We start from the raw sequence: 12,288 nt of genomic DNA, 5'->3' as shown, positions 1-12,288 counted from the left end.
TCCTGTCACCATCCCGTTACATATCCTTGCCTGTGTCGCTAAGGATCGATGCCGTGGTCGCGGTGGGGGTGGCTTGTGCGCACATCCGGTCCAGGGCTTCCGCGTACGCGTCGACCTCATCTTTCTTGTCCAGGTAGAAGGCACTGGTCATGTGGGCCGCCGCTTCTCCGATGCCTTAGACGAACAGCCGTCGTCGTGTCGTGCTGCTGACCCTTCCTACCACTACGGTATGGCGGCGGTGCACCACGGTACGGGTGTGGCGGGAACCTGCTTCAGGGGTCACTGATGCGATCGCCTTCGTTTACTCGATCAGGTCGTCCGCCAGACCGGCCCGTGCGCCCTCGACGAAGGCACGAACCTCGTCGACCGTCAGGACGAGTGCCGGCCCGTCCGGGTCGGTGGACTGACGAAGCGCGACGAGACCCGCGGGCAGCTTCTTCGCTTCCAGGCAGGTACCCCCGTTGGGGCCGCTCCACGGTTTCTGCCAGCCTTCGACGCCAAGGTCGTTAGCGGGCATGCCGTTGTAGATCTTTCCCACTGTTCATCTCTCCTCGCGAATAGTGTTGATTATGGTCGCGGTCTTCTCGGCGGGGACGGCCTGGGCGGATATGCGGTCGTGAGCTTCGAGGTAGGAGGCCACCTCCTCGGGTCGGTCCAGGTAGAAGGCGCTGGTCATGCTCTCGCCGTAGACGATGTCCGGAAGCTCCGCGACGGGGAAGCGGAGGAGGTGGAACGCCCCATATATCGCGGGATGCGGCCCAGCTGCGAACGGCATGACTTGAATGGTCACGTTAGGTAGCGAGCTGGCTGTGACGAGGTGGTCCAGCTGCGCCGCCATGACATCAGGCCCGCCAACCGTCCGCCGGAGCGCGGTCTCTTCCAGGACAACCCACAGACGCGGGGCGTTCGGCCGGGTGAGCAGCTCCTGACGGGTCATACGGAGGTTGACCCGCCGTTCGATCTCCTCGGCAGGGGCGTTGGGGAACCCTGCCTCGGTGAGGGCCCGAGCGTAGTCCCGGGTCTGCAGTAGGCCCGGGACGGCCTGCGGTTCGTAAGAACGGATCAGGCTTGCCGCTTCCTCCAGTCCGACGTACACGCGGAACCAGGCAGGCAGGACGTCGCTGTAGGTATGCCACCAGCCGGGCTTGTTCGCGTCGCGGGCGAGGCCGAGAAAGGCGTCGATCTCATGTGGGTCCGTGACGCCGTAGAGGACGAGGAGCCCTCTGACGTTGTTGAGCTTGAGGCCGACTTCTGCCTTCTCCATCCGGCGGATCGTCCACTCGGACGCGTAGATCGCCTCCGCGGCCTGCTGGTAGGACAGCCCGGCCCTCTCCCGTAGCGCCTGAAGCTGCTTACCAATGATCATCCGTCGGACCGTCGGGCCGCCCGCATGCCCAGTATCAGCCACGACCAACCTCCCCAGACGCTCAGCCTCAGCACAGTCTTGCACCACCACGGTCTTGGCGTCCTGCTCCCATCATCTGCCAATTGCAAAACTAGTCTTGCATATGCATCTGGCAGAGTGGATAGTGGGCACGGAGCCACAGGAAGTTGGCACCGATCAGCGTCGACACCACAGATCGCGACGGAGTTCATATGCCGGCATCGGGACAGCCGAACAGGGAGCGCGGCCAACGCGGTGTCCGCGAACTGCGAGCGCTTGCTCATGCTCAGGAGGAACCTGGTGGCTCGGTCACGAGCAGAGCTTGGAGACCGACCGTTCGACCCTTCCGGCAACGTGTCCGTCTCCTTGGCCTGCTCACCGGCGGCACGGGTTGCCAGGCGGTGCTCGACCATGCAGTCCGTGCCGTACTCACGGTCGCGCTGCGCGACCCGCTCGACGGGCGGGGGCCGTCCCTGAGCGTCCGAGAAGCAATCTGGCACCTGATCGGCCAGATGGATGCGCTCAGGGCCACCGCCGACGCCGTCATCGCGAGCCTGCCACCGGGTTTCCAAGCCGATATTGGTGATATATGACCCCGGCCGGGGCTTGAGGTCGATATCAGTTTCCCCATTTCGCCTCGTGATCGTACATCGCTCACGAAACCGGAATGCTTGACGAGGAAGACGAGAATGGAGGCCAGGTGAAGCGACACGGCAACGGTGAGCGGGGGTACGTCGTTGATACTGTCGGCGTCCGCCCGTTCTCGGTGTTCGACGGCGACGGCAAGTGGGTCGGCTCATGTCCGACCCGGAAAAGCGCGCGCCTCTACGCCCGTGACCGTCTGCGTATTCCTGATGCTGCCCAGCCGGTGTGGGTTGTAGAAATTGTCGGTGGGCGGGCACGCCGGATGGACGCCGTCGCTTGCGTGGAATATGCCGTGACCACACAGGAAACGTCAGCGGAGTACGGATTCAGCGGCATGCTCGCTTCGGTGGGGCATCGGTGATGACTGAGACGGCGGATGTGTTCGCGATGGTTGTGGATGCGCCGGAGAAGAGGACGGGGCTACGGGTCGTGATCGGTTTTGAAAGTATCGCAGCGATGCTGGAATACGCGGCGCGGAACAAGGTCCCGCACTGGCGGCCGGCGGTCATCGACTTCGACGCACATCACGCAGTCGCGACCGCAGACGTCACGGTCGCGGGAAGGCGTGGCTGACGTGACGATCGGTGCGACGGGATGGCCGCAATGGCCCGCCAGTTGGTTGTGGTCGTGGGCTCGCCTGCAGGCGAAGAACTGGTCGGTTCGCCGTGTATCCTCGGCGTTGTTAGCCTGTACTCAGCGGCAGCGCACGCACATCGTCTCGGTGGTGAAGCCGTGAGCGGACCGGATACGCCGGAAGCGCGATCGTGGGCGTGGGGACAGATTGCGTTAACCGTGCTGGAACGTGATGTGGCAGAAGAACTCAACCCATCGGGCAAGCCGATGCCGCGAGCGCGGTTACGGGCGGCGCTTGTGGCTGTGCTGGAGCTGGAGGCCGCACCCTTTCCCGTGTCTAGTTCGGCGGTCTCCGACGAAATACGGGATGCCTTCGACCACGGCGGGCGTGCGCATCACTATGCCGTACGTACTGCAATCGGTCAGATCCTGTCGGGCTATCGCTCTGGCGATCAGTCGGAATCACGCGATGACGGAGACGACGGCGGCGGGCCAACTGGAATTGGTGAGGCGTCTCGCTCAGGCCTCACGGTCGCGACCCACGAGGCGGTCAAGATCGTGCCAGTTTCGCGGCCCCTTCTGGTCACGCCCGATATCTTCGAAGCCGCGTTACGTGAGGCGATCGGTGACGGTCCACGTGTCGATATACGCGTATCCGATCGGGGGCGCATCTCGGCGGACATCCGACACGCTGGACGCTTTATCGCTGCTGAGAACGCGTCGGACGGACAGTGGGGAGTCTCCCGCATCGACGGTGGCGACCCCGGCGACGGCTTTTGCGGCCACGATGACATGTACGACACGATGGCGGACGCTGTAGCAAAGATCGTCGAACTACTCGAGGATGGCCCGGATAGCGCCCGCGTGACAAGAAGTGAGCGGCCGTGCTGAGTCATGCGACACGACCGTGCGGGTGCGCTGGGGTCACAGTGGTGAGAAACGCGGCCGGACGCCAAAGCGACGGAGCGCGGGCGAGGGCGGCGTGAGGGCGGCCGAGGCGCGGACGGCCTGGCGCCGCCTGCTGGACCTGCTTGAAGGCGACACCGCCCACGGCCCGGTGCCCGCAGGTGGCCCGCCGGCGCCGCCGGGGGTATGGCGCAGCATGGTGCTGGCGGCGCTCTCCGCCCGGCCGGCAGCGCTGTTGCAGACAGGCGTCGGGGTGACGCCCGGGGAGGCCGCCGCCTTCGGTGCGGGGGTGCGGACGGCGCTGGACGCCGTCGTACTGGCAATGGACGCCGAGGCGACCCGTGGGCGGACCTGGGCCGCCCCGGCGGACGGCCCGAAGGCGAACGCTCCCGCGGTGCTGCTGAGTGGCCCGGCACCGGGGGTGGAGCCGGGACGGTTGGTCGTGGTTGACGGTGATGGCGCGGGGGTGGCGGAATTCGCCGCGGGCCGCTGGGAGCTGGTGCACGCCTGGGCCCACGCCCGCGTGCACGAGCCGGGGACTCGGTTGCCGGTGGAGATCCTGGACGTGACCGCCCGCCGGTCCTGGAAGATCACCCCAGAATCCTGCGACATGGTGCTGTGGCTGACCGTGCCTCACGACGCCGACGAACCGCCGTGTCCACTGGTCCCGCCGGGGATCCTGCCACCTGACCTGGGCGGCGGGTGGTGACCGGCGGTAGGGGCCCCGGCGAGACGGAGCCGGAACCGGAGATGCATCCGCTGGCGCGGGTGCGGGCCGTGCGCGGCTGGTCCTACCAGCGCACGGCCCGGATCGTGGCTGATCGTGCGCATGTCAGTGGCATCAATATCGCGGCTCACCGCCAGAAGATCTGGCGCTGGGAGCATCGTGGAGTCGTCCCCGACCGGAGCTCCCAGCTCGCGCTGGCGGCAGCGCTCGGGGTGCCGGCCGAGCGGGTGGTGGCGTGCGGGTGGCCGGACTGGCTGGAAGAGGCAGACTCGCCCACGGAGTCGGGGGAAGTGGTGCGGCTGCGCCGGCAGCTCGCCGAGGCCCATGCCGAACTCGGGGGTGTAGTAAGCAGCACAAAACCAACGCCAAGGAGTTGACTTTGGTGGGGGCGGAATTAGCAATCGGGGGTCGGCAGGTTCCGGAGCGCGACGGCAAGCCGCCGTTGCGATCTTAATGTCGGTGGTCATCGTAGGTGTGCAGCCAGCCGGGCAGTGACGCCGGCCGTGCGTACGATTCCGAGCAGATCGGCTCGCTTGTCACCCCTATCGGGGTCGGGTGGAGGTTGCTCGGGTGGCGGCGCTGAGGAGTTGGGTGTGGAGGGCGCGTAGCTCGGGGTCGGTGTCGCCATCCCAGAACGGGTCAGCGCGTTCGGCGCGCTGGTAGGCGCGGTATTCGGCGGTGACTGCGGCAGGGTCGCCGGCGAGCGCGTGGGCACGCATGCGAAGGGCGAACAGTTCCGTGTGTGCCGGCAAGATCGCCAGGCCCCGGGCTGTGGTCTCCAAGACGGCGTCCGCGTTGCCGCGATCGAGGTGGTGGCCGGCGAGCAGGGTGGCGACCTGCACAGGTGTGGTGGTCAGGGTGGAGCCGGTCTCGGCGACGAGCCAGTCGTAGCTGGCGGGGGTGCCACGGACGAGGTCGAGGGCGTCTTGCAGGGTAGCGATCGCGATGCCCGGGTGGTCGCGTTGTGCTCGGGCGTGATGTAGGCGGGCGGTGAGCAGTTCCAGGTCGCTGGTGACGAGCGGGTGGATGCGGAGCTGGGCGGAGCGGGCGGGTATCCAGTCGTGGGCGTCCGGTCCGGCGAGTTCCGTGAGTACGGCGCGGGCACGGCCGATCTCGTTGCCGATAGTGCGGGCGTGGGCGCCGTCGGGCCACATCGCCGCTTCCAGGTCGGTGCGGGTGCCGTGCCGGTGGGTGATCAGCCAGGCGAGAAGTTCGAGGATGCGGCCCCGGGGTGCCTCGGCCGGGCGGGTGCCGTCGCGGGCGATGAGATCGACGGGGCCGATTAGGCGGATCATGACCCGCCAGTCGGATTCGGGGAAGGGCTCGGCGTGGTCGTCGGCCGCTGGCGGGGGCGCGGCGACGGGTGCCGGATCGGCGTCGGCGAGGAACGCGTTGAGGTCGTTGAGGTCGTCCGCGGTCAGACCGAGCGGGGTGACGGTGATGCCGAGGGGGTCGAGCCGCCAGCGTTGTCCGACGTCGGCGTGGACGGCGGTGAGCCGCCAGCGGACGGGATGGTCGGGTCGGGCGGGCACGATCGCGGCCAGGCCGCGGTAGCCGTCGCCAGCCGCCGCGGTCATTTGATCGAGCAGCGCGTCGTCGATGGCGGGGTCGGCGGCGACGGCGATAGTCGGGTCCCAGTCCTGGTCGGGTTCGCGGACGCGGGCGGTCAGCGTCGTGTTCCAGCCTGAGTCGGCGAGATCGGTGGTGCGGCGTTCGGCGGCGTGTAGCGCGGCGGTGACGAGGTCGATCGGACTGGAGGCGGGCTGGATGCGTTCCTCGCCCGCGAAGCCGGCGACATCGATGCCGGCGGTGCGCACAGTGGTGATTTCCGCCCAGGGGGATGCGGCGATGGTGGCCACAATGGCCCGTGCCACGGCGGGTAGGTCACTGTCGGGTCCGGTGTCGACGGCGAGGGTGCCGAGTGCTTCCAGATCGACCAGAAGTTCCGCGCCGTCGTCGGTGACGCCGAGTTGGACGAGTGCCGGGCAGGGCGCGGGGAGCCGCGGGTCCGGGGTCGGGACGTCCGCGTTGGCGGGTAGGACGACAACGCGTGGGTCAGGTCCGGGCCGCCAGGGTGGTGGTGGCGCCGAGGTCAGGGGTGCGGCGAGGTAGACGTCGATGCGGTCGTCCAGGTGCCGGAAGATCACTTGGGGCAGTGGTGCGGTGTTGGCCCGGTCGGTGCGGTGGGGAGCGGTGAGCAGGCGAAGGGCGTGGTCGAGCCGGCGGGTGCCGTCGGGGTCGTCGGCTCGTAGGACGGCACGGGAGACATCGGCGACGGCGGGGTCGGGCGGTGAGAGAACGTCGCCGGGTCGGACTGTGCTGTCGCGGCGGCGTCGCCGTGAGCCCCACAGCGCGGCCAGGAACGCGGCGAGCAGCCCGCCGGCGGCGATCCATCCGACAGGGAAGGTGCGGCGTGCCGTTATCGGCGGCTCATCGGCTGACGGCGTGGCCGGAGGCTGGCTGGTTGCGGATGGCGAGGCGGGCGCGGATGTAGCGGCCGATGGCGACGCAGCGGCCGCCGAAGGCCCATCGGCGCTGCCGGGCAAGCTCGCGCCCGGCGGGGTGCTGCCTGGCAGCGCCGTGTGGGGAGGTCTCGTCCCGGCAACAGCGCTGGACCCGGTCGTCATGTCCTGCTGGTCGGGCATGGCAGGGGCACCCGTATGTGGGGTGCCGGTCGTTGGCACTGCCGTCACCGGCGCCCGCGTCGGCGGGGTCCTGGACGCGCTGCCTGGTCCGTCGTCAGGTAGCGCCGGCGCGGTTGGCGCTGCCCTCCCGTCGGTTCCGGCACCGGTGCTGCTGGCGCCGTCAGACGCGAGAACGGGCAGGTGCAGCGTCATCCCAGGGTTGATCAGATCCGGATCGTGCAGGACATGACCGGCGGGGTCGGTGACCCCCTTGTTGGCATCGAAGATCGCTGTGGCGGCGGGGCCTGCGCTGTCCGTAGGAAGGTTGTAGGCGGTGGTGGCGATGCCCCACAGAGTGTCGCCGGAGACGACGATGTGGCTGGACGTCTCGGGAGCGCGGTCGCCAGCCGGCTCAGACGCACGGGCGGGCACGATCAGGGCAGAACCGGTGGTGGCCGTCGTGTCCGGCTGGGGGATGCGCAGGACGGTGCCGGTGTCAACAGCGGTGAATCCGGCGGGCAGGTGGGTGCCGTCGGGCTGCGTCGCGTCGATGCTCGCGTCGCGGATGACCGACCACAAGTCGGGGTTGCCGTAGAAGTGGGCGGCGAGGGAACGCAGCGTGTCGTATGGTGCGCAGATGTAGGTCGTCATGGCCTGTGTGGGCTGGTAGTCCCTGGCGACGATCGGCTTGGCGGCCCCGGAGTGGCCAGCGTTGATCGAAGGTCCGGTGAACGTCTCGCCGTCGGCGTGGATGGCGGCGGTCGTCGCCACGCTGGTATGGACGGCGGCGGTCACGGCAGCCGGCATGGGTAGGACCTCGGCGGGAACGGTTGGTCCGGTGCGGCTGGCGAGGACGGTCAGGACGATGGACGCGCTGGTGATCCAAGCGCTGGCGAGGTGGGCGATCCTGCCGGGGACGATCCGGCTGGTTCCGGCGCTCGCGCCGCGTCGGGCGCGGGCGCCGGCTTCGCGGACCAGGGCGAGGACGAACTCGGCCCACAACAACCAGGCGGCGACGGCGATGCCGTTGGGCAGAAGGTCGGGGTGGATGTAGCCACGGCGGGCCAGGGTCCACCATCGGGTGGGTTCCCATGTGGTCGGTAGCGGATTGTGCCGCCACACCCAGAAAGCGACCGGGACGGCAGTGAGGAATCCCAGGATGCCGAGCGCTGCCACAAGTCCGGCCAGCAGTTCGCCGGTACGAGGCCGCACACGGCGGGGCCGGGACGGGGGGATGGCGGTCACTGTTGGCATCACGTCCTGCCTGTGGGCTGATCAGGGCCCGGCCGTGGCGACGGCGGTGCGGGTTCCGGTTACGGTGGCGCCGGTGCGCCCGATGAGGGTGAGCAGCCGGTAGTCGATGTGTAGGGCGACGGTGACGGTGACGCGGGTATCGGCCACGGCGACCTGGCCGGTCACGCCGTGGCGGGCGAGGTAGGCGAGCGCGGTGCGGCGGGCGGCGTCGGGGTCGACGCGCACGACGCCGGTGCGCAGGCCGGTCAGGTCGAGGTCCTGCGCGCCAGCACGGGCGGCTTTGCCAGCGAGGTCGAAGGCGTGGGAGTTGGCGTCCAACACCCGGCCGGCGTCGTAGACGAGGCCTGCGAAGATGACCGCAGCGGTGAAGATGACGGCGAGGAACAGCGAGACCGAGCCTCGGTCGCTGTCTCCTCGCGGCTGGCAGATCATGGCAGGCCACCGCGGTAGCGATCAATGACTTCGTCGGCATGGCCGACGATGCGCCGGCTCGGCCCGAGGAGCCGCTGGGTCTGGCAGGCCACGGTGACGGCCACGATGCCGCCGGCGTGGAAGTCGGCGGTGTCGGTGGTGACGTCGACGGTGCCGGTCTGACAGGGGCCGCTGGCAAGCCGGTCGCGGACGCGTTGGCTGGCAGCCGCTCTGGCTTGGTCGGGGCTGGCGGTCAGCGAGGCCGCGCGAGCCGCCTGCCGGGCAGCCGCCGTCACGGCGGCACTGGTCGCGCGGACCTGGTAGGCGACGGCGACGAGCAGGATGGCGAGCACGATGACGGCGAAGCCGACGGCGAACTCGAGGGAGAACGAGCCGGTGTCGCTGTGGGTTCGACGGGATCGCGTCACGGGCGGACCCGTTCCTGTGGGACGAAGCGGATCGGCGCGCCGCTCACGCTCTTCACGACCGTGCCACCGAGGATCGAGTGTGCGGCGATCGAAACCGTGATGTTCCGGTCGGTGCGGTCGACGGTCACCGTGACGTTGGTGACGACCCGTGTGGAGGTCGCCAGCTGCTTGGCCACCTGGCGGGCATCGTCGATATTGCCGTCCGGGGATTGGGCGATCTCGAGGGCCTGCTCGGCGGCGGCGGATGCCGCGTCGGCGGTCAACCAGCGCACCGACGTCGCCAGGAAAACGATGAGGAGCGCGAACACGCCCAGCATGACGGCGGCGAGCGCGGCGGCGTTGCCGGCGTCGCGGTCCGGCCGCGCCCGGCGTTGCCGCAACGAAACCGCTATTTTGTCGAACAGGTGGTCGGATCGGCGTTGGTGCACACATTGTTTGCGATGGTTTGTGCCTTTTGCCGCAGGATCAGGATGACGAGTGCGGCGAGGGCGACGAGACCAACCGCGATCACGGCGGTCGACAGGGCGTCGCCCCGGTCGTCGCGCGGCTGGGAGCGTATCCGCCGGGCCTGGAGGGTGAGCCAGGTGTAGGCGAGGAGGATCGCGGAGCTCAGGCGGGTCAGCATGGCGAGCCTGCTCCTTTCCACGGGGGCGGTTACTGGTCATTGCGGTGTTCCGGTGCCGATCAGCATCAGCAGGGGGTACGTGAGGTAGCCGACGAACGCGATCGCGACGATCGCGGACGGCAGCTCGATCTGCGCGTCGGCGACGGCTTCTTCGGCCCGACGGGTGGCGGCCTCGGCGGCGCGGATCGCGGTGGCGCGGGATTCCAGCGCGGCGACCGGTGACGCGCCGCGACGGGCGGTCGTGACGGTGCGGGCGAGGTCGGTGAATTCGGCGACGGGCAGCCGGCGGGCAAGCTGGTCGAAACCGGCGTCGGGCGGCAGGCCGGCGTCGCGGGCGGCGGTGAGCGCGCCGCGCAGGTGGGTGAATGCCCAGCCGGTCCCGTGGTCGGCGGCGGCCCGCAGTGCTGTGTGCAGGGGCAGTCCACCGACGAGCAGGATGCGGACGATGTCGATGTAGGAGGCGACGGCGAGCGCTGCCTCGGTGCGGCGGGTGGTGGCGAGCCGGCGCACGGGCCGGTCGGCGAACAGCAGCCCGAAGGCCATGCCGCTGGCGGCGAGCAGCGGCACCGCGAGCGCGGAGATCCCGACGAGCGCGCGGACCGCCACGCCGGCGAACGCGCCGACCGCGACGCCGGCCAGCAGGTGGATGAGCCGGGCCAGGGTGTGGCTGTCGGGTTCGCGGTCAGCGAGCGCGAGGTCGTCGGCGAGCAGCAGCCGACGCCAGCCGATCCGTTCGATCGTTTCGGTGAGATTCCGGGCGAGCCGGCGGGTGATCGGCACGGCCTCCGGCGTGGCGGGTGGGGCGTCGAGTAGGGCGAGGTCGTCGACGAGGCTGGGACGGCGGGGTCGCAGCGCCTTGCCGGCGAGCCACACTCCGGCGCCGACCATTGCCCCGCAGCCGGCGACCGCCGCCGAGCCGATCACGGAAGGTCTCCTGCCTGGTCGACGGATATGGCGGCGACGTCCGGCGGGCGGGTGAAGAAGTCCGGGGTGGGCGCCGGACGGGACATCTGGATCAGTGAGCGGACGGCTCCGATGACGGTCAGGCCGATACCGGCGAGTACGAGCTGACCGGCAAGCGGTCGGTAGGCGGTGAGGAACGTCGGCCAGACCGCCATCAGGGTGAGGATCGACGCGGCGAACAGACCGAGGAGCAGGGCCATCGCGCGGCGGTGTTTCGCCCGCGCGGCGTGCAGGTCGCGCATGACGGCGACCCGATGGCGGGTCGCCTCGACCTGGCTGGCCATCAGCCGGGGCAGGTCCCCGGCGCCGCGCCGGTAGGCAACGTCCAACGCGGCAACGATCGGGCCGAGAGCGGGATGGTCGACGGCGGCGCGCAGCTCCCACAGCGCCTCCGGCAGCGCGACGGTCTCCAGCCGGGCGGCGAGGCGGGTCAGCGGGACGGCGATAGGTGGTGGCGGGTCATCGCAGGCGGCGACGATCGCCGCCCGCAGCGGCTGACCCGCTTCGAGTTCCTGACGGACGGTTTCTGCCCACGAGGCGATTGCGTCCCCGGTGGCGGTGATGACGGGGATCGACGGGCCCGAGGTCGCGCTGGCGCTGACCCAGAGCAGGGCGGCGACGAGCAGGCCCATCATCGGGATACGGGCGACGACCGCCACGGCGAGCCCGATCGCGACGCACACCGCCATCTGCCGGGTCTGACGGTTCCGAAGCCGGCCGCGCAGACGGATCGGCGGCAGGCTCACCTGCCCGCTCGTGCTCATCAGCAGCAGCCACAGGCCGAGCCCGCACCCGGCGCCGCACAGTGCGAGCGCCGTGGTCGTGGCGGACATGCTCACCATGACGGTCCCGTTCCGCCGGCCGCGCCGCGCTGGCGGGCGAGGATGCCCCGGTCCACGCCGGCAGCGGCGAGTAGGGAAGCGACCCGGTCGGTCATGTCCGCGTCGGTGCGGGTCGCATGGCCGACCGCAGGGTTCCACCGCCACAGCTCGGCGGAGGTAACCCTGCCGTCGCGGTACTCGGCGAACTCCCGCACCGAGGTGATGACCCGCCGACCGCCGACGCGCGCCGCGTGCACGACGAGATCGACCGTCGCGGCGATGGTTTCCAGCACCGTCTCCTCCGGTACCCGTATCGGGGCGAAGGCGGCGTAGGTGCGGATGCGGGACAGGACGTCCTCGGCGGACGGGGCGTGGATCGTGGTCGCGACCCCTTGGGCGATGCCCTGCCCGAGCGCCAACAGCAGAGGCATGACCCCGCCGTCTGGTTTCAGTTCTCCGAGCGCGACCCGTTGCGGGGTCTGCCTGCGCAGGTCGCGGGAGAGGTAGTGGTCCATCGTGTACGCGCCCTTGCCGTCGATGTTCGCCTCCGCCGCCTCGAACGTGACGAGGTTGCGGAACCGGCGCGGGTCCAGGTACAGCTCGCGTTCGTCCTCGACGAGCACGATGCGGTCGAGCACCGGGTTGGCCGGATGGGCGTTGAGCCAGGCGTTGAGCAGCGTGCTCTTCCCGACACCGGTCCCGCCGGAGAACATCAGCCCGAATGGGACCTGAAGCCGTGCGGTCGCGGCGAGCACGGCGGCGATGTCGTCGCCGAACATCCCGGTGGCGTGCAGGCCGCTCAGGGTGCCCAGCCCGCGGGCGAGGAGCCGGCAACTGATGTGCACGGTGTCGGTGACCCGGGCGATGGCGTGCAGCCGGGCCCCGCCCGGCAGGCGACAGCGCACCGACGGGTTCGCCTCATCGAAG

At 69.8% G+C, this 12,288-nt stretch carries 16 protein-coding genes; 6 read left to right on the top strand and 10 right to left on the bottom strand.

Translation table 11 applies throughout. The features are described 5' to 3' along the window. Nucleotides 1–301 precede the first annotated feature (301 nt). Nucleotides 302–517, bottom strand: coding sequence for a DUF397 domain-containing protein (locus tag DD1DGNOD_RS21845; protein ID WP_131770953.1), 216 nt, complete (start codon nt 515–517; stop codon nt 302–304). A 24-nt stretch (nt 518–541) separates the two neighbouring features. Then, the gene (locus DD1DGNOD_RS21840) at nt 542–1,366 is read right to left on the bottom strand and encodes a helix-turn-helix domain-containing protein (RefSeq protein WP_131770950.1); all 825 of its coding nucleotides are present in this window, start codon (nt 1,364–1,366) and stop codon (nt 542–544) included. A 419-nt stretch (nt 1,367–1,785) separates the two neighbouring features. Between DD1DGNOD_RS21840 and DD1DGNOD_RS21835 the strand changes: the two genes are divergently transcribed. The 6 genes from DD1DGNOD_RS21835 (at nt 1,786) to DD1DGNOD_RS21810 (ending at nt 4,612) form a co-directional block, all read left to right on the top strand. Beyond that, the gene (locus tag DD1DGNOD_RS21835) at nt 1,786–1,977 is read left to right on the top strand and encodes a hypothetical protein (RefSeq protein ID WP_131770949.1); all 192 of its coding nucleotides are present in this window, start codon (nt 1,786–1,788) and stop codon (nt 1,975–1,977) included. Between the two features lie 74 nt (nt 1,978–2,051). After that, nucleotides 2,052–2,390 (top strand): hypothetical protein, encoded by a 339-nt coding sequence (locus DD1DGNOD_RS21830; protein WP_131770948.1) that lies wholly within the window; start codon nt 2,052–2,054, stop codon nt 2,388–2,390. After that, nucleotides 2,390–2,602: a hypothetical protein gene (locus tag DD1DGNOD_RS21825; RefSeq protein ID WP_131770947.1), complete on the top strand. Its 213-nt coding sequence runs from the start codon at nt 2,390–2,392 to the stop codon at nt 2,600–2,602. The genes DD1DGNOD_RS21830 and DD1DGNOD_RS21825 overlap by 1 nt, the downstream gene beginning before the upstream one ends. Nucleotides 2,603–2,623: 21 nt before the next feature. After that, complete coding sequence (locus tag DD1DGNOD_RS21820) at nt 2,624–3,493, top strand: hypothetical protein (protein ID WP_131770946.1); 870 nt, start codon at nt 2,624–2,626, stop codon at nt 3,491–3,493. A 91-nt stretch (nt 3,494–3,584) separates the two neighbouring features. Further along, a complete protein-coding gene (locus DD1DGNOD_RS21815; RefSeq protein ID WP_131770945.1) occupies nt 3,585–4,217 on the top strand; it encodes a hypothetical protein in 633 nt (210 codons plus the stop codon). 41 nt (nt 4,218–4,258) lie between these two features. Next, a complete protein-coding gene (locus DD1DGNOD_RS21810) occupies nt 4,259–4,612 on the top strand; it encodes a hypothetical protein (protein WP_430827850.1) in 354 nt (117 codons plus the stop codon). 165 nt (nt 4,613–4,777) lie between these two features. On the opposite strand, the gene DD1DGNOD_RS21805 is transcribed toward DD1DGNOD_RS21810, so the two are convergent. From DD1DGNOD_RS21805 to DD1DGNOD_RS21770, 8 genes are all read right to left on the bottom strand, one after another. Further along, nucleotides 4,778–8,113, bottom strand: a complete 3,336-nt coding sequence (locus DD1DGNOD_RS21805; RefSeq protein WP_131770944.1) for a BTAD domain-containing putative transcriptional regulator — start codon at nt 8,111–8,113, stop codon at nt 4,778–4,780. 21 nt (nt 8,114–8,134) lie between these two features. Then, nucleotides 8,135–8,545 carry a pilus assembly protein TadG-related protein gene (locus tag DD1DGNOD_RS21800; RefSeq protein WP_131770943.1) on the bottom strand — a complete coding sequence of 137 codons (411 nt, stop codon included), beginning with the start codon at nt 8,543–8,545 and terminating at the stop codon, nt 8,135–8,137. Beyond that, a complete protein-coding gene (locus tag DD1DGNOD_RS21795; protein ID WP_131770942.1) occupies nt 8,542–8,952 on the bottom strand; it encodes a hypothetical protein in 411 nt (136 codons plus the stop codon). The genes DD1DGNOD_RS21800 and DD1DGNOD_RS21795 overlap by 4 nt, the downstream gene beginning before the upstream one ends. Beyond that, nucleotides 8,949–9,380: a hypothetical protein gene (locus DD1DGNOD_RS21790; protein ID WP_165036963.1), complete on the bottom strand. Its 432-nt coding sequence runs from the start codon at nt 9,378–9,380 to the stop codon at nt 8,949–8,951. The genes DD1DGNOD_RS21795 and DD1DGNOD_RS21790 overlap by 4 nt, the downstream gene beginning before the upstream one ends. Next, nucleotides 9,341–9,577, bottom strand: coding sequence for a hypothetical protein (locus DD1DGNOD_RS21785; RefSeq protein ID WP_131770940.1), 237 nt, complete (start codon nt 9,575–9,577; stop codon nt 9,341–9,343). Before DD1DGNOD_RS21785 ends, DD1DGNOD_RS21790 begins: the two co-directional genes overlap by 40 nt. Nucleotides 9,578–9,613: 36 nt before the next feature. Continuing rightward, the gene (locus tag DD1DGNOD_RS21780) at nt 9,614–10,501 is read right to left on the bottom strand and encodes a type II secretion system F family protein (protein ID WP_241255906.1); all 888 of its coding nucleotides are present in this window, start codon (nt 10,499–10,501) and stop codon (nt 9,614–9,616) included. Continuing rightward, nucleotides 10,498–11,382 (bottom strand): type II secretion system F family protein, encoded by an 885-nt coding sequence (locus tag DD1DGNOD_RS21775; RefSeq protein ID WP_241255905.1) that lies wholly within the window; start codon nt 11,380–11,382, stop codon nt 10,498–10,500. Before DD1DGNOD_RS21775 ends, DD1DGNOD_RS21780 begins: the two co-directional genes overlap by 4 nt. Further along, the coding region (locus DD1DGNOD_RS21770; protein ID WP_131770939.1) for an ATPase, T2SS/T4P/T4SS family at nt 11,376–12,288 on the bottom strand (913 nt) is incomplete at its 5' end. The genes DD1DGNOD_RS21775 and DD1DGNOD_RS21770, both read right to left, overlap by 7 nt.

Source organism: Candidatus Protofrankia californiensis, assembly GCF_900634765.1.
GTDB classification, from domain to species: domain Bacteria; phylum Actinomycetota; class Actinomycetes; order Frankiales; family Frankiaceae; genus Protofrankia; species Protofrankia californiensis.
This window is presented reverse-complemented; position numbering and strand designations above follow the sequence as displayed.